Here is a 16,070-nt window from a genome sequence, read left to right on the forward strand (position 1 = left end):
ATCATGCTGAAGTTTGTTATTGTAGATGATGAGCCGCTTGCGCTGGAAGTACTGGACGGCCACCTGAAAAGGCTGGACGATGTGGCTTCCGTGTTCCTGTTCACTAACGCGGGCGAGGCATTGCGTCACCTGGAAAACCACCCCGCTGATGTATTGTTACTGGACATTGAGATGCCTGAAATGACCGGCATTGAATTCCTCAAAGCCTTATCAAATCCACCGCTCACTGTTTTTACCACCGCCTACCGCAATTATGCTTTTGAAGGATATGAACTTGGGGTCATTGACTTCTTATTAAAGCCGGTGTCTTTTAACCGTTTCCATCAGGCCATTACAAAGATCAGGGAGTTCCTGGCGTTGAAATCGCAGAGTACAAATATTGAAGATATTCCCACGGGTGGTAATACTGATTTTATTTTTGTTAAAAGCGGCGTACAACGTATAAAGCTGGAGTTTAACGACGTTACGCATATCCAGGGCTTAAAGGATTATGCCATCATTTATACGCATGCAGGAAAGATCCTGCTGAAAGGTTCTATTAAAGCGATGCTCAATATTTTTCCTCAGCGCCGTTTTATCCGGGTGCATAAATCCTTCATTGTATCTGTTCAGAAGATCGTGCGTCTCGAAAGGAACCGCATTGTGCTGAACGGACACCAGGTTCCTATCGGGAGAAACTTTAAGGATGATTTGGAGAAGATATTGAATGCGCGGTGAACAGAAATACTTCTTTCCCCTGTATTTATGTACGATCATAAATTTACGATATGTCGTATATTTTTAATTAAATAGACGTGCTTATAATATTGATTATGAGTTATTTATGAGATGGCACTTTTGTTGTCTTACCGGGCGCAAAACTATTTAATTTATGAAACCATCTCCCAATCTATTATCTCCGGAAAACCATGCGTTAGTATTAATTGATTTTGAAGGCCAGATGGCTTTTGCTACCAAAAGCATTCCGCTCAGCGAACTGCGAACCAACACCGCTATTGTTGCAGGCGCTTCCAAAATCTTTAATATCCCTACGATTGTGACAACTGTGGCTGAAGAGAGTTTTTCAGGCCCGGTATTTCCTGAGATAGAAGAATTTTACCCACAGGCTACTTCAGGATATATTGACCGTACCTCCATGAATACCTGGGAAGATGAAGCCGCGTATAAAGCCATCACCGGCACCGGAAAAAAGAAGCTGGTACTTGCGGGCCTTTGGACAGGCGTTTGTATCGTAGGCCCTGCGCTGTCGGCTATAGAAGAAGGTTACACAGTATATGTTATTACCGATGCCTGTGGCGATGTTAGCCCCGAAGCGCATGAGCGGTCCGTACAACGCATGGTACATGCAGGTGTTAAACCTATTACCTCCATTCAATACCTGCTGGAATTACAAAGGGATTGGGCAAGACAGGAAACTTACGTAGCAGTTACTGATCTGATGAAAAAGTATGGTGGCTCTTACGGCATCGGCATTCATTATGCCCACCACATGCTCAAACACTAATTCATCTCTGTAAAATCCTTTACCAGCTTTGCGAGTTTCCAATTTCTATTTATTGCAAAAGTCAGCGATGCTGATCATGCTCTTGCTGATCGGCCATGCAGGTTATGCGCAATCGTTTAAACTGATGCGTTTTGATGAGAATTATGCTTACCTGCGTGATTCTGCTTCTACTTTTTATCATAAGATAAAGTATACCTCACTCTCTGCTACAAGTAACGTGTACGTTTCTTTTGGCGGATCAGCGAGGTTGGAATATGTTGATTTTCATAATGAAGATTGGGGACGGCTGGGAACAGGCCATAACAATTTCTTATTGCAGCGCTACGACCTTCATGCCGATGTTCACTTTGGAGAAAAGATCCGGGTGTTCACGCAGCTGCGAAGCGCCTGGGAAGGAGGTCGTAAAAACGGTCCCAGGCCTATTGATGAAGATCACCTGAATATCCAGAACCTCTTTGTCGATGCGCAGTTGTATAAACAGAATGAAAAAAGTCTCACTGTCCGCGCCGGCCGCCAGGAGCTGGACTATGGCAGCGGGCGGCTGATCTCTGTCCGTGAAGGGCCCAACCTGCGGCTTTACTTTGATGGTCTTAAACTGATGTATGCTGCTGCCGGTTTTACCGCAGACGCATTCGCAATGGCGGCCGACACCGTGAACACAGGCGCATTCGACAACAAGACCAGCAAACAGGTAAACCTGTGGGGACTATATACCAAACGCATTTTCCCCCGGGCAGGTAACCTCGATATTTATTACCTGGGCATCCGGCGGGATCTTGCCGTTTTTGAAGAAGGAGCTGCAAAGGAAGTAAGACATACACTGGGTACCAGGCTTTGGAAATACGGCGGTGGCTTCATTTACAACTTTGAGGCGGCCTGGCAGTTCGGGAAGTTTGGCACTGCCGATATCAACGCCTGGACCGCATCCGCAGATATCGGTTATATGTTTGAATCTCTAAAAGCCAGGCCAACAATCAATTTGCGCAATGACTACATCTCCGGCGACAACAACAAAGGAGATGGCAAACTGGGAACCTTTAACCCGTTGTATCCCAAAGGTGGATATTTTGGATTTAGCCCGCAGATAGGACCCGTGAATCTCATTGATATCCATCCTTACGCCACGGTGAATCCGGGCTCCCGGCTGGTGTTGCAGGCAGATGTGGTGTTCAACTGGCGTTACTCCCTGCAGGATGGCGTATATCGCCCCAGCGGCAATTTTAACCTCGCAGGTTCATCTTCTAAAAAAAGATATATCGGCACCGCCTACCTGGCAAGTGCAGTATACACGCTGAACAGGTTTATCTCACTGAATGCCGGTGTACAATATTTTAAGACAGGCGCTTTTATAGATGATCTGATCAAAGATCATAAGGACGGTTTATTCATTAACACCAGGGTTGCGTTCAAATTTTAACAAAAAAAACTATTCATCATGAGAAACTATAAGAACAATCGTGTTTTGCGGGCCATAAAAATAAGAAGCCTGTTGCCGGTACTGTTTATGTTGCTGCTGGGAACTGCCGGGTATGCCCAACAGGCTGTAACCGCAGATACCACCGTGAAAACGACGCCGGTGGGCACTTCAAAGATCTGGGGGAAAGTAGACGGCATCGCCATTGAAGGGCTGGTACAGGGCCCCTCAGCCGCCGAATCTCCTTTGCAGGTGGCCTGTGTATTTGAGTACACGGAAGGAGATATTTTTAATCCGCCTGCATTGCCGGCAGCACTGAATGGCATGGTGCACCTCGACGAGGCCCTGCACGGACAAATTACGGAACTGCGCAAAACCGGGAAGTTTGCCGGCCATGCGTTGGAAACCATATTGATTACCCCCGCCAAAGGCGCGCTGAAAGCGCCCCGGTTATTACTGATCGGTATGGGCAACCGCAATAATTTTACGCCGGACCTTATGACCTCGGTGGCAAGTGTAGCCATGCGTGAAGCACTGAACCTGGGCGTAAGCAGTTTTGCTTTTGCCAGCGATATCAAAGATGGCGGCATCGATTCTCCCACCGCCCTGGTTGCCGGTAATGTCACTAAAGGCATCATTGAAGCATACAGAACGCAGCTTTATCTCCATAAAAATAATTTAGCGGCCCCCAAAAAAATAACCAAAGTAATACTGCTTGCAGGCCCCGCATTTTTCGTCACAGCCGGCGAAGGAATCAAAGAAGCCATTGCTTCATTTCATAACTAAAACAGACGACGATGAAAAAGGCCGATTTAATTCTTTATAACGGTAAGGTCCATACCGTAGACCGGCACCAGCCTGCAGCAACAGCAGTGGCTATTAAAGAAGGTAAATTCATAGCTGTTGGAGATGACGCTACAGTGCTGAACGGGTTCCAGGACCAGGATACTGTGCTGATTAACCTGGAAAACAAAAGGGTGATCCCGGGATTAAATGATTCACATATTCATTTAATCCGGGGTGGACTAAACTATAATCTTGAATTAAGATGGGATGGCGTTCCTTCCCTGGCAGATGCACTGCGGATGCTGAAAGTACAGGTTGCGCTAACGCCGTCACCGCAATGGGTAAGAGTGGTAGGAGGATGGACGGAATTTCAGTTCGCGGAAAAAAGAATGCCCACCCTGGATGAGATCAATGACATAGCGCCGGATACGCCGGTGTTTATCATGCACCTGTACGACAGGGCATTGTTAAACCGTGCGGCGTTGCGCGCAGTCGGATTTACAAAAGATACGCCGGCGCCGCCTGGAAGCAGGTTGGAGAAAGATGCGAAAGGCAACCCCACCGGGCTGCTGATAGCAACACCCAATGCCCTGATCCTGTATTCCACACTCGCCAAAGGACCGCGGCTATCGTACGAACACCAGGTAAATTCCACGCGGCACTTCATGACGGAGTTAAACCGCTTTGGTATCACCAGTGTGATAGATGCTGGTGGCGGCTTTCAGAATTTCCCCGACGACTATAAAGTTATCAGCGACCTGAATGAGAAAAAGCAACTGACCGTTCGTATTGCCTACAACCTGTTCACACAAAGGCCCAAACAGGAACGCGAAGATTTTGAAAACTGGACCAACTCCGTAACCCTTCACCAGGGAGACGATATGTACCGCCACAACGGCGCCGGTGAAATGCTGGTGTTTTCTGCCGCCGACTTTGAAGATTTTCTTCAGCCGCGCCCGGAACTGGCTGATACCATGGAAGAGGAGCTGGAACGGGTAGTGAGGTTGCTGGTTGAAAAACGCTGGCCTTTCCGTTTGCACGCCACGTATAACGAAAGCATCACCCGGTTTTTAAATGTATTTGAGAAGATAAACCGCGAGATTCCTTTCGATGGGCTCCCCTGGATCTTCGATCATGCTGAAACCATTGATGAGCGCAACATCGAACGGGTAAGGGAACTTGGCGGCGGCATTGCCATTCAGAGCCGGATGGCTTTCCAGGGCGAATACTTTACGGATCGTTATGGAGCCGCCGCAGCTGCACATACCCCGCCTGTTAAACAAATGCTTCAGGCAGGCGTACCGGTAGGTGCAGGCACGGATGCCACGCGGGTGAGCAGCTATAACCCCTGGGTAGCCTTGTATTGGCTCACAGCGGGTAAAACCCTGGGTGGCCTGCAACTGTATGGCGACGCCAATAAACTGAGCCGGGAAACGGCACTGGAACTGTATACAAAGGGGAGCGCATGGTTTTCCGGGGAGCAGCAAAAGAAAGGCAGTATCACGGTGGGACAGTTTGCCGACCTGGCTGTACTGGACAGCGACTTTTTTGAAGTGGCCGATGAAGAGATTAAATCCATTGAGTCTATCCTTACCATTGTTGGCGGAAAGATTGTATACGCCAAAGATGATTTCGCCATGCATGCTCCGCCAACGATACCAGTTTTGCCTGATTGGTCGCCCGTAAAAAACTACCCGGGTTACTATAAAGATGCAGCCATTGTTGCTAAAGCATCAGGTGCTGAAACAGTGGCGGGAGCCGAGATACACAGTTGTAAAGGCAGTTGTGATGTTCATGGGCATCATCATGATATTGCCCGTAAAAGCAACATCCCGGTTAATAATTACACCGCATTCTGGGGCGCGTTTGGTTGCTCCTGTTTTGCATTTTAACGCGCATACTATGAACGATATTATCATATCCATTCTTTACTCCGACCTGGGCAGCACCTGGAATAATGCCGCCATACTGGTGTTTCGCTGCCTGCTGGCGCTGGAGCTGTTCAGGGTACACGGCATGAAAAAGTTTCGCGTAGTGAACGGGCAAAAAGAGCATGTGCCTAACCCGCTCCATTTACCGGAGAAACTCAACGCATTGGTGGCCACATTTTCAGATACCGTGGTGCCTTTCCTGTTGATGCTCGGCATTGGCACCCGGTTGGTGATCCTGCCAACAATTGGGGTTACCGCCATCGGTTACTTTGTGGTACACCGGAATGATAACCTGGAAGTGCGCGATGTACCTTATATGTACACACTCTCTTTACTTTTTTTACTGGCGCTGGGCGCCGGTACTTATTCTTTGGATAACTTTTTATTGCTTCAACTATTTAATTAAAAAAAATGATCACACGCATTGGCATTAAACCGGAACACCTTTCCGGCGTAGCCCATTCACTGGGAAAAATTATGGCAGATGAATTCGTTCTCTATACCAAAACGCTCAAAGCACATTGGTGTGTAACAGGACCGGATTTTCACAGTAAGCACCTGTTTTTTGAATCCCAGTACGGGCGGATGGAAGAAATTGTGGATGATGTGGCAGAAAGGATCCGGTCTTTAGGCCATTTCCCACCGGCCACCCTGAAGGAATTTCTAAGTCTGACACACCTTACGGAGCAGTCGAGAGAAAAAAATGATGCGACCGGGCATATCAAAGAACTGCTGGCGGATCATGAAAGTATATTGATCCACCTGCGGGAGAATATAGACGGGTATGTAACCGCATTTCATGATGCCGGAACCAGTGACTACATCACCGGGTTAATGGAAAAGCATGAAAAAATGGCCTGGATGCTCAGAGCGCATCTTGAGTAGGCGCTGCTGATCAAAAAGGATTTAAACATCACAAAATTAAAACATGACAGAAGCTACACACAATATCAACTGGGTAACATTTTTACTCGCATGGGTAGCGGGCTTTTGTGATACAGCCACCTTTGTATCGGGGGATAGTATTTTTTCTGCACACGTAACCGGGAATTTTATTGTGTTTGCTGCGCAGATTGCTGCCGGTGGCGATAACATGGATTCGTGGATAAAATTAGTAACATTCCCCGTGTTTGTACTCGCTGTAATGGCCGGTGGCTGGGTGGTTGAGAAAACGCAGAGAAAGTACAAAATACTCCTCGCAGAGGGCATTATACTGGTGATTTGCGGAATTGGCGCTATCTTGCTGCCCATGTTAACGGGAGGGGAAGAAAAAATAATGACCTATTCAATTGTAATGACTACCGTGGCCGCGATGGGGTTGCAAAACGCTTTTGGAAAATTATTTGCGAAAGAAACACACGGACCAACCACTATGATGACCGGGAATGTTACCCAGGCATCACTGGATCTGGGAAGCCTGATCCGGAAAGGCCGGAGTGGCGATGCATTGGCATGGAAGGATTTCCAGGGCCAGTTGTTTACCATCGGTGGATTTTTAGCCGGTTGTGTAATAGGCGCCATCATGGCTAAATGGCTGGGTCTCAGTGCCATTCTGCTGCCGGGCGTGGCAATTGTTGTTTGTTATTTGCAGGGGGAAGCGATGGCGCGTAAATTTGAGCAATGAGGAAAGGTGTTCCGGGAAAAATATGGATATGGATGGCCATCGGACTGGCAGTGATACTCCCGGTAATGGCAGGCGCACAATCAGCCGGCCCCGAAAGAATAGGCCGGTTGGTGCAGGGCAGTAAAGGAGATACATCTACCATCACAGCATGGATGAAGAGGGGAGAGTCGTTCCTGGACAGACCGGAATCACTGGACTCCGATATGAAAATGGCTTTTCATATCGCCGGTCAAATGGAAACATTAAGTAATGAACTAAAATACCCGGTGGGGCTTGGGCTCAGTAAACTGCTACTGGCAAAAGCCTACCGGGAATCCGGACGTGCGGCGGAGGGGAGAAAGGTAAGTGAAGAAGCGGTCCGTCTTTTAAGCGCTTACGGAACGCCCGCGTTAAAGGCACAGGCGATACTGGAGCTAGGAGGTACCTATTCCAATTCAACAGAAGATCTTCCAACAAAAATCAGCTTATACAGGCAGGGTATAGGTATTTATCAAAGCCTGGGCGACAGTCTTTCTGCAGCAAAACTCAATGAATTTGTAGGAGAGCTGTTACAGCTGAACGGGCAGTTTACACAGTCGCTGGAGGTGTTAACCGCAGCTTTGGCCGTGTACCGGCAAACGGGTTTTCCGCGCTTACAGGGAATTTATTCGCTTATAGGGGAAACTCATCACGAGTTAAATAATTTCGCCCAATCACTCCAGTATAATTTGCTGGCGGTAGAAGCCGGGGAGAAGCTGAAGGATACAGGGCCACTGATGTCTACCGTATATAACCGTGTTGGCCTGAATTATTACAGCATTAAATATTATGATCAGGCAATTGATTATTTCAATAAAGCCCTGGTGCTGGCCCGGAGCAACCGGGATACGCCGACTATCAAAAACATGCTTATCAATATTGCAGATGCCTGCCGCAATAAGGGCATGTACAGAAGAAGCCTTGACACATTGTTTGTCAGTGCGCAATACGGGCTGCTTGCCAATGAGAAGGAACGGATGCTGGAACCAATGATCTACATGAAGGACTATGTGGCACTCATGGAATTCGACAAAGCGGACCATCACTTTAGAAAACTGGTAAGCGCCTATCAGCGCTACCAGGTACCCGACAGGAACAGCCAGCTTTTGCGCCTGGCGATTGTTTATTACCTGCAGGCTGTTGGCCGCTTTACCGAAACTATTCCCTATCTCAGGACTTATACCCACTATAACAACAGTGTACCATTGGCACTGGTACGGCAGGTAGAAGGCGAGTACCTGTTGTACAGAACAGATTCTGCGATGGGCAATCTTTCTTCAGCTATCAGCCATTTCAGGCAATATAAGGTGCTTTCCGATTCCCTGACCAGTGTTGCCCAGGCCAAACAACTGGCAATGCTGCAATTACAGTTTGAAACGAGGCAGAAAGATAAAAATATAGAATTTCTTACGCAGAAAAGTGAGCTGCAGGAAGTGTTGCTGCAGAACGAAAAAGTATCCCGGAATGCTTTCGCCGCGGGCGTTGCCATGCTGGTGCTTTTCTCCGCGTTAATGTATAACCGCTACAGGCTGAAGAAACGCTCCAACCTGGAACTGGAAGGCAAACAAAAGGAAATAAACGATCAGAATGAAGTATTGAAAAAAGTGGTGGAAGAAAAGGAATGGCTGTTGAAAGAAGTACATCACCGCGTTAAAAATAATCTGCAGATTGTGATCAGCCTGCTCAATACACAATCTGAATACCTTGATAACGTAGACGCAATAACCGCCATCCGCAACAGTCAGCACCGCATGTACGCCATGTCGCTGATTCATCAGCGGCTTTACCAGGTTGATAATCTGGGGAAGATTGATATGAAATGGTACATCGGGGAATTGATCGGATACATGAAAGAATCGTTTGAGAAAACAGACAGGATTTCCTTCACCACAGAAACCGATCCGTTGTTACTCGATGCCGTTCAGGCGGTGCCCATTGGGCTGATCATCAATGAGGCCGTGAGTAACTCAATCAAATATGCATTTCCGGCAGATCACCGGGGGAACATTCGTGTTTCACTGAAAAGCGCAGGCGAAGCGGGTTGCCTGCTGCTGATTTCAGATGATGGCATCGGCTTTTCGCAGGAACAGGACCCGCAACACACGCAGTCGCTGGGAATGAGCCTGATGCACGGACTTTCCGGCCAGCTCGATGGCAGCTTTAACATATCCTCTGCCGCCGGCAGGGGAGTGAATATCAGGTTATTCTTTCAATGCAGGACCTTGGGTACCATAACAGTTAAAACGTCCGCAGGATGAGTTTAAAGGAAAAAATATTGATCGTGGAAGACGAGTTTATCGTAGCCAACGATCTGCGTATTATGCTGGCCAAAGCCGGTTATACCATGTGTGGCATTGCGTCTTCTGTTGAGCAGGCACGGGAACTGATTGCGCTGAAAGATCCCGATTGGGTGCTCCTCGATATTACGTTGAAAACACCCGTGTCAGGGATAGAACTGGCCAAAGAATTGTTTCTGCAGAAAAAACCATTTTTATTTATCTCCGCAAATACAAACCAGGCTACGCTGGAAGCCGCGAAAACAACACAGCCATATGGATTCCTGGTGAAGCCATTCCGCGAGCGCGATCTGCTGGTGATGCTGGACATTGCCCGGTACCGTTATAGCGCAGAACATAGTGCTGTTCAAAACAACCAGGCTGTTGTAAGCGATAATGAAAATAATTTCCCGGATATTATTGGCAAGGGCCCTGCATTGAAAAAAGCCCTTGAAAAAATCCGGGCTGTGGCACGCAGCAACAGCTCCGTGTTGCTGCTGGGAGAAAGCGGAACAGGGAAGGAAAGGTTTGCGCAGGCTGTTCACAGGGCTTCCAACCGGAAAAATAAACCCCTGGTAACGGTGAATTGTGCGGCGTTGCCATTGTCTCTTTTGGAGTCAGAGCTATTTGGTCATGAGCGGGGGGCCTTTACCGGCGCTAATCAGAAACGGATTGGTAAGTTTGAACAGGCAAACGGAGGTACTATCTTCCTTGATGAAATCGGCGAATTGCCTTTGGATGCACAGGTGAAACTGCTGCGCGTATTACAGGAAAGAGAAGTGCCGCGCCTCGGTGGCGATATGCCCGTACCGGTTGATGTGCGGGTAATTGCGGCAACAAACCGTAATCTTGAAAAGGAAGTGGCCGAAGGAAGATTCCGGCTGGACCTCTACTACCGGCTGAATGTTTTCCCTATAGAGCTGCCGCCTTTACGTGAAAGAACGGAAGACATCCCTCCGCTGGCCGCCTATTTTCTCAAAAAGTTTGCGCTGATGTTGGGAAAACCCGTACCTGAAATCAGTAAGGAAGCCATGCAATCGCTGATGGAATACCGTTGGCCGGGCAATATCAGGGAACTTGAACATATCATTGAACGGCAGGTTATTTTGGCCATAAGCAATGAGATCACCGATTTTGATCTGCCGGTACATCTCGAAAAAAATACCGGCTCCACCTCTTTTGAAACAATGGAACAGATGGAGCGAAACCATATCATGAATGCGTTAAAGCTATGCAAGGGCCGGGTTTCTGGCGCTAATGGCGCTGCTGAAATACTTGGCTTACCTGCGCAGACAGTATATTCCAAAATGAAGAAACATGGAATTGAATCCGGTTACAAATAGCATTACTTTTTGAATCCCGCAACATGGAAAAAGAAACAACGAGGATAGAAGCTTTCAGTGATGGGGTTTTCGCCATTGCCATCACTTTACTGGTATTGGAACTGCATGTACCGTTGATGGAAGAAACCGGGGGAGGAAATTCGCTTCTGAAAAAGCTGGTGGCGCAATGGCCTTCTTTCCTGGCTTTCTGCCTGTCTTTTTTCAGTATTTTTATTATGTGGGTCAATCATCACAAAATCTTCAAACAGATCTACCGGCGTAATACCCCGCTGATGTTTGCCAACGGGCTTATCTTATTCCTTGCCACCTGCGTTTCCTATCCTACAGCATTACTTTCCAGTTATTATCATACGGCATCGGCTCATGTTGCAGTGGCCATCTACACCGCTTTATTTGTATGCATTAACCTGGCATTTAACCTGCTTTGGTGGATTGCGAGCCAGGACCGGCAGCTACTAAGACCTGAAATAACCGATGAAGGTATTAAGCGCATAAAAAGAAATTACCTGTACGGCATTCCTGTGCATACACTGGCTTTTATCCTTTCCTTTGTGGCACCCACTGCCGCTTTATTTCTATGTGTTGCCTTATGGATTTACTGGGCTTATACTTCCGGTAAACTTGATCTTAAAAGTAAATAGCCTCAGGCTTCTTCATCATCTTTCCCGGTAACGAAATGTTCTTTTTTGATCCCTAATCGCTGCATTTTTGAAATCAGGGTGGTGGCCGGCATCTTTAATTTTGTAGCAGCGCCATTGGGACCTGAAATCCTTCCCCTGCATACTTTAAGCACCTTCAGGATATACTCCCGTTCTATTTCTTCCAGTGGCCGGATCTGAAAAGCTTTGTCGTTTGAGCCGCCATCAACACCAATTTGTTCCGGCAGCTGGATCATTTTAATGATGCTTTTATTAGTCAGTAGTACCGCACGTTCTATCAGGTGTTCGAGTTCACGGATATTCCCCGGCCAGGCATAGGAAATTAATTTTGCCATCGCTTTTTGAGAGATGCCCGAAATTTTTTTCCCGGAATTCCTGGCGAAGCGTTCTATAAAATAGGAGGTGAGTGCGGGAATATCTTCTTTACGTTTCCGCAAAGGAGGTAAGGTAATAGGGAATACATTTAGTCTGTAGTATAAGTCGCTCCGGAAGCGGTTTTGCGACACTTCCTTTTCCAGGTTTCTGTTTGTTGCCGCGATGATCCTTACATTCACGCTAATCGTTTTTCCACCGCCGACACGCTCTATTTCTTTTTCCTGCAACGCCCTTAATAATTTCACCTGGAGTTCCGGCGGCAGTTCTCCTATTTCATCAAGAAACAAGGTGCTGTTATTGGCCAGTTCAAACTTCCCGATACGGCGATCGGCTGCACCGGTAAAACTTCCTTTCTCATGTCCGAATAATTCACTTTCGATCAGGTTTGCGGGCAGGGCGGCGCAATTTACTTTGATCATGAGCTTTCCCCGGCGGGGAGATGCCTCATGTATGGCGCGGGCAACCAGTTCTTTTCCGGTACCGGTTTCCCCGAGTAAAAGTACGGTAGCATCTGAAGGAGCCACCTGTGAAATTAAGCGAAAGGTTTTTTGAATTTCCTGTGAATGACCAATGAATCCGGAAAAGCGGTTGCCTGATTGTTCTTCTATCAGGTAAGCCTTTTCTTCTTCCAGTTGTTGCCGGTACCGGTTTATTTCTTCGATCTGTTGTTCTATTTTTTCATTTGCCAGCACATTGCACATACCTGTTCCCAAAAGATCTGCCACACCGGAAAGCAGGTTGAATTTTTCCGGTGAAAATGCGCCTGCTTTGTTTGAATAAAGAAATAACACGCCCCTGTCCTGGTTGGCATTTGTGATTTTAACCAGCATCATTTCTTTGATGCCGAGTTTGAACCAATAGTGAACATAGGGAGCGATATCTTTTTGTTTGGTGAGTTCAGCAAGTTGAAAGATCACCGGTTGCCCAGCCGCCAGCGCGATGTCGAAAACCCCGTCATTTACAGGATGCTGGCGGTGAATGATGGGACTGTCCACCTTATCATTCTCCAGTCTTTTATCCCGGCTATGTAAAAAAGGATAGTGCGTGTCTGCATCTTCAGACAATAAGCATAAAGTATAATACTGGCTGCCAAACAGATCCAGTATTTCGTTATTGATAATGTTCCAGAGGTCGGCGCGGCTGCGCACAGCAGCGATTCTGCCTGCCACGCAGAGCAAACTTACCTGTTCGTTTTCTTTTTGAATGAGTTGATTTTCAAAGATGGCATTTTTGTCCGCATGATTGCCTTCGTCTATACCTGTTGGACCAGTGTGATTGGTTTTCTGCATGACCGAAATTACTGAATTTCATAGAGCCGGACAAGGAAGCGGTATCATAATATTACGACATGTCGTATTTTCTGAAATTAAATAATTTCATAAGTTTTTGATTATTAGTTAGTTGAAGGTGGGCACACGGTTTGACTTGCCTGAGCAAAACAAATCAGAAACTATGAATACAAAAGAACCTACACTACAGGTACCTGCCGTAGAAAATGATCCGGCCATTTCAAAAGACATCAAAGCTTTTTTAAGCGTATTGAATGTACCGGGAGCGCCGGGATTGGAAACCCTTTCTGTAAAAGATGCCCGCCAGGTGTTAGTCAATGCGCAGGCATCTGTGGATGTTGACTATTCCGGTATTGAAGAAAGTGAGCAAACCATCAGCGCCGGTGGTTTTTCGATCAAATTAAATATCGTAAAACCGGCGGGAAGCAAAGAGCAGCTCCCTGTTTTTATCTTCATTCATGGCGGCGGCTGGGTACTGGGCGATTATCCTACGCATAAAAGAATGGTGAGAGACCTGGTTGTATTATCCGGGGCAGCAGGCGTTTTTGTGAATTACACGCCTTCGCCTGAAGCGCGCTATCCCCAGGCGGTTAATGAAATTTATGCAGCTACCAAATGGGTGGCGGAGCATGGAGCTGAAATTGGTGTGGATGGTAGCCGCCTGGCTGTTGTGGGCAACAGCGTGGGGGGCAATATGGCCGCTGTAACAGCCATCAAAGCCAAAGAAAACAAAGGACCCGAAATCCGTGTACAGGTACTGTTCTGGCCAATTGTTGATGCCGGCTTTGAGCATGATACCTATAAACGATTTGGACAGGACCGCTTCCTCACCACGCCTTTAATGAAATGGATGTACAATCAGTACACTACCGATCAGGCGGAGCGCGAACAGGTGTACGCATCCCCGCTCAACGCTACTATCGACCAGTTAAAGGGACTTCCTCCTGCTTTAATACAGGTGGCTGAAGCAGATGTGCTCCGCGATGGCGGCGAGGCATATGGCCGCAAACTTGATGAAGCCGGTGTAGTGGTAACCACCGTTCGATACAATGGAATGATCCATGATTTCGGACTATTGAATGCTTTGGCTAACACTCCCCAAACAAAATCACTTTTTGTTCAGGCCGCAGCAGAACTCAAAAAATACCTGGGGCTGAAGTAACTGGTTGCCTTTTATCCATTCAATCATCTTTATTACATCATAACATGAGTGCTTCTTCTGTAAAAAATATCGTTATTGTTCATGGTGCCTTTGCAGATGCTTCCGGCTGGGAAGCCGCTTACAACATCCTGAAATCAAAAGGATATAATGTTACCCTCGTACAAAATCCTACCTCTACCCTGAAAGACGATGTACAGGCTACCAACGTAGCCCTGGACCGGCAGGATGGACCCACCGTGCTGGTAGGTCACTCCTGGGGCGGTACGGTGATCACCGAAGCGGGAGTACATCCCAAAGTGGTGAGCCTGGTGTACGTGGCTGCTTTTGTTCCTGATGTGGATGAATCAACCCTGGCGCTTGTTCAGTCGGCCCCGATCCTCGAAGTAAACGGTATTCTTCCCCCGGATGAAAAAGGGCTGGTGTACCTGGATAAGGACAAGTTTAACCAAACATTTGCCACGGGTCAAAGCAAGGAAAAATCTGACTTCATGTATGATTCGCAGATTCCTTTAACCGTAACGGCTTTCGTTGATAAAGTAAGTGCCGCGGCATGGAAAAGCAAACCTTCCTATGCTATTCTTCCAACCGACGATGGAACGATCAACCCGGTTCTGGAAAGAACCATGTATAAAAGAGCTGGCAGCAAGGTGGTGGAAATGAAAGGCGGTCATACGCTGTTCATGACCCATCCTGAAGAAGTGGCTGACGTTATTATAGCGGCTTCTATTCTCCGGTAAATCCGTTGAAATCATCTCTGGTAATTCAAAAAAATATTATGAAATTATTTTTCTCAGTAGTTACTTCCCTCGCGTTTTCGCTGGTTGTTACCGTTAGTTCCGGTCAGAATAAACCTGCGGCCCGGGCCGAGTATATTGAAGTGGAGCCCAATGTAAGATTGCATGTTACCGATCTTGGAGAGGGAACGCCTGTTGTGCTCATTCACGGATATCCTTTAAGCGACGCCTGCTGGGAATACCAGTATCACGCCCTGGTGAAAGCCGGCTACCGGGTTATTGGCATTACTTTGCGGGGATTTGGTTTGTCCGATAAGCCTTATGGCAAGTATAACTATGATCAGTTTGCAACGGATATCAAAACCGTGCTCGACAAGCTAAACATTAAGGATGCCATTCTTGGCGGGCACTCAATGGGTGGAGCGATATCACTGCACTATGTGGCCAAATTCAATGCGGCACATGTGAAGAAACTGGTATTGTTTGACGCGGCAGCTCCCTGTCACACAAAGAAACCGGACTATCCTTATCCGTTGTTTACGAAAGACCAGATTTCCAGCTGGATTGAGTTACACAACAACAACCGCCCGGCCTTATTTGATGCGGTAGCGGCAAAGTTCACGCTGTCGCCAACTTCGCTGACACCGGGCCTGGGCAACTGGCTGGGAGGCATTGAAGCGCAGTCTTCTCCATACGCCACTGAGCAGGCGCTTATTGCACTCAGGGACGAGGATCTGCGGTCAGATCTGCCAAAAATAAAAATACCCACCCTCATCTTACATGCCACGCAGGACAGCATCGTGTCTTACGCATTGGCAGAGCAGATGAAGGCAGGTATAAAGAACTCCACACTGGTACCTTTTGAAAAAAGTGGCCATGCTGCATTTGTGGAGAAAAAGATAAGACCAATGCTGAGTTGATCAAATTTATCAAACAATAGCAGGGGCATTTTCAG

At 47.3% G+C, this 16,070-nt stretch carries 15 protein-coding genes; 14 read left to right on the plus strand and 1 reads right to left on the minus strand.

The genetic code is table 11. The annotated features are described in order from the left end of the window. Nucleotides 1-3: 3 nt before the first annotated feature. The 11 genes from V7S65_RS05190 to V7S65_RS05240 all read left to right on the plus strand — a co-directional run bounded on the left by V7S65_RS05190 (nucleotide 4) and on the right by V7S65_RS05240 (nucleotide 11,537). Nucleotides 4-717: a LytR/AlgR family response regulator transcription factor gene (locus V7S65_RS05190; protein ID WP_079467888.1), complete on the plus strand. Its 714-nt coding sequence runs from the start codon at nucleotides 4-6 to the stop codon at nucleotides 715-717. A 154-nt stretch (nucleotides 718-871) separates the two neighbouring features. After that, nucleotides 872-1,504: a hydrolase gene (locus tag V7S65_RS05195; RefSeq protein WP_079467887.1), complete on the plus strand. Its 633-nt coding sequence runs from the start codon at nucleotides 872-874 to the stop codon at nucleotides 1,502-1,504. Between the two features lie 67 nt (nucleotides 1,505-1,571). Next, complete coding sequence (locus tag V7S65_RS05200) at nucleotides 1,572-2,921, plus strand: alginate export family protein (RefSeq protein ID WP_336385982.1); 1,350 nt, start codon at nucleotides 1,572-1,574, stop codon at nucleotides 2,919-2,921. An 18-nt stretch (nucleotides 2,922-2,939) separates the two neighbouring features. Further along, nucleotides 2,940-3,704: a M17 family peptidase N-terminal domain-containing protein gene (locus tag V7S65_RS05205; RefSeq protein WP_336385981.1), complete on the plus strand. Its 765-nt coding sequence runs from the start codon at nucleotides 2,940-2,942 to the stop codon at nucleotides 3,702-3,704. A gap of 11 nt (nucleotides 3,705-3,715) precedes the next feature. Then, on the plus strand, nucleotides 3,716-5,596 hold the full coding sequence (locus V7S65_RS05210) for an amidohydrolase (protein ID WP_336385980.1): 1,881 nt from the start codon (nucleotides 3,716-3,718) through the stop codon (nucleotides 5,594-5,596). Between the two features lie 10 nt (nucleotides 5,597-5,606). Next, the gene (locus tag V7S65_RS05215; protein WP_111578610.1) at nucleotides 5,607-6,041 is read left to right on the plus strand and encodes a DoxX family protein; all 435 of its coding nucleotides are present in this window, start codon (nucleotides 5,607-5,609) and stop codon (nucleotides 6,039-6,041) included. 5 nt (nucleotides 6,042-6,046) lie between these two features. Further along, entirely contained in the window at nucleotides 6,047-6,520 is a 474-nt protein-coding gene (locus V7S65_RS05220) for a Dps family protein (protein ID WP_336385979.1), read from the plus strand. Nucleotides 6,521-6,563: 43 nt separating this feature from the next. Continuing rightward, complete coding sequence (locus V7S65_RS05225; RefSeq protein ID WP_336385978.1) at nucleotides 6,564-7,259, plus strand: YoaK family protein; 696 nt, start codon at nucleotides 6,564-6,566, stop codon at nucleotides 7,257-7,259. Beyond that, nucleotides 7,256-9,535 (plus strand): histidine kinase dimerization/phosphoacceptor domain -containing protein, encoded by a 2,280-nt coding sequence (locus V7S65_RS05230; RefSeq protein ID WP_336385977.1) that lies wholly within the window; start codon nucleotides 7,256-7,258, stop codon nucleotides 9,533-9,535. Before V7S65_RS05225 ends, V7S65_RS05230 begins: the two co-directional genes overlap by 4 nt. Further along, nucleotides 9,532-10,896, plus strand: coding sequence for a sigma-54-dependent transcriptional regulator (locus V7S65_RS05235; RefSeq protein WP_336385976.1), 1,365 nt, complete (start codon nucleotides 9,532-9,534; stop codon nucleotides 10,894-10,896). Before V7S65_RS05230 ends, V7S65_RS05235 begins: the two co-directional genes overlap by 4 nt. Before the next feature lie 23 nt (nucleotides 10,897-10,919). After that, nucleotides 10,920-11,537 carry a TMEM175 family protein gene (locus V7S65_RS05240; protein WP_111578606.1) on the plus strand — a complete coding sequence of 206 codons (618 nt, stop codon included), beginning with the start codon at nucleotides 10,920-10,922 and terminating at the stop codon, nucleotides 11,535-11,537. 2 nt (nucleotides 11,538-11,539) lie between these two features. Here the strand turns inward: V7S65_RS05240 and V7S65_RS05245 are convergent, their stop codons facing one another. Continuing rightward, the gene (locus V7S65_RS05245; protein ID WP_336385975.1) at nucleotides 11,540-13,219 is read right to left on the minus strand and encodes a sigma-54-dependent Fis family transcriptional regulator; all 1,680 of its coding nucleotides are present in this window, start codon (nucleotides 13,217-13,219) and stop codon (nucleotides 11,540-11,542) included. A 163-nt stretch (nucleotides 13,220-13,382) separates the two neighbouring features. On the opposite strand from V7S65_RS05245, the gene V7S65_RS05250 reads away from it, so the two are divergent. Genes V7S65_RS05250 through V7S65_RS05260 form a run of 3 tightly spaced genes read left to right on the plus strand, consistent with a single transcriptional unit; the run spans nucleotide 13,383 to nucleotide 16,035 of the window. Further along, a complete protein-coding gene (locus V7S65_RS05250) occupies nucleotides 13,383-14,381 on the plus strand; it encodes an alpha/beta hydrolase (protein WP_336385974.1) in 999 nt (332 codons plus the stop codon). A gap of 44 nt (nucleotides 14,382-14,425) precedes the next feature. Next, a complete protein-coding gene (locus tag V7S65_RS05255; RefSeq protein ID WP_336385973.1) occupies nucleotides 14,426-15,118 on the plus strand; it encodes an alpha/beta hydrolase in 693 nt (230 codons plus the stop codon). A 38-nt stretch (nucleotides 15,119-15,156) separates the two neighbouring features. Continuing rightward, nucleotides 15,157-16,035 (plus strand): alpha/beta fold hydrolase, encoded by an 879-nt coding sequence (locus tag V7S65_RS05260; protein ID WP_336385972.1) that lies wholly within the window; start codon nucleotides 15,157-15,159, stop codon nucleotides 16,033-16,035. Nucleotides 16,036-16,070: the final 35 nt, after the last annotated feature.

The sequence above is a fragment of the Chitinophaga sp. CCNWYY40 genome, from assembly GCF_037483205.1.
Classification (GTDB): Bacteria; Bacteroidota; Bacteroidia; order Chitinophagales; family Chitinophagaceae; genus Chitinophaga; species Chitinophaga ginsengisegetis.

What these genes read in the sequence shown, in the direction of transcription:
- V7S65_RS05190 (WP_079467888.1), top strand. Translation starts at nt 4, where the DNA reads ATGCTGAAGTTTGTTATTGTAGATGATGAGCCGCTTGCGCTGGAAGTA.
- V7S65_RS05195 (WP_079467887.1), top strand. Translation starts at nt 872, where the DNA reads ATGAAACCATCTCCCAATCTATTATCTCCGGAAAACCATGCGTTAGTA.
- V7S65_RS05200 (WP_336385982.1), top strand. Translation starts at nt 1,572, where the DNA reads ATGCTGATCATGCTCTTGCTGATCGGCCATGCAGGTTATGCGCAATCG.
- V7S65_RS05205 (WP_336385981.1), top strand. Translation starts at nt 2,940, where the DNA reads ATGAGAAACTATAAGAACAATCGTGTTTTGCGGGCCATAAAAATAAGA.
- V7S65_RS05210 (WP_336385980.1), top strand. Translation starts at nt 3,716, where the DNA reads ATGAAAAAGGCCGATTTAATTCTTTATAACGGTAAGGTCCATACCGTA.
- V7S65_RS05215 (WP_111578610.1), top strand. Translation starts at nt 5,607, where the DNA reads ATGAACGATATTATCATATCCATTCTTTACTCCGACCTGGGCAGCACC.
- V7S65_RS05220 (WP_336385979.1), top strand. Translation starts at nt 6,047, where the DNA reads ATGATCACACGCATTGGCATTAAACCGGAACACCTTTCCGGCGTAGCC.
- V7S65_RS05225 (WP_336385978.1), top strand. Translation starts at nt 6,564, where the DNA reads ATGACAGAAGCTACACACAATATCAACTGGGTAACATTTTTACTCGCA.
- V7S65_RS05230 (WP_336385977.1), top strand. Translation starts at nt 7,256, where the DNA reads ATGAGGAAAGGTGTTCCGGGAAAAATATGGATATGGATGGCCATCGGA.
- V7S65_RS05235 (WP_336385976.1), top strand. Translation starts at nt 9,532, where the DNA reads ATGAGTTTAAAGGAAAAAATATTGATCGTGGAAGACGAGTTTATCGTA.
- V7S65_RS05240 (WP_111578606.1), top strand. Translation starts at nt 10,920, where the DNA reads ATGGAAAAAGAAACAACGAGGATAGAAGCTTTCAGTGATGGGGTTTTC.
- V7S65_RS05245 (WP_336385975.1), bottom strand. Translation starts at nt 13,219, where the DNA reads ATGCAGAAAACCAATCACACTGGTCCAACAGGTATAGACGAAGGCAAT.
- V7S65_RS05250 (WP_336385974.1), top strand. Translation starts at nt 13,383, where the DNA reads ATGAATACAAAAGAACCTACACTACAGGTACCTGCCGTAGAAAATGAT.
- V7S65_RS05255 (WP_336385973.1), top strand. Translation starts at nt 14,426, where the DNA reads ATGAGTGCTTCTTCTGTAAAAAATATCGTTATTGTTCATGGTGCCTTT.
- V7S65_RS05260 (WP_336385972.1), top strand. Translation starts at nt 15,157, where the DNA reads ATGAAATTATTTTTCTCAGTAGTTACTTCCCTCGCGTTTTCGCTGGTT.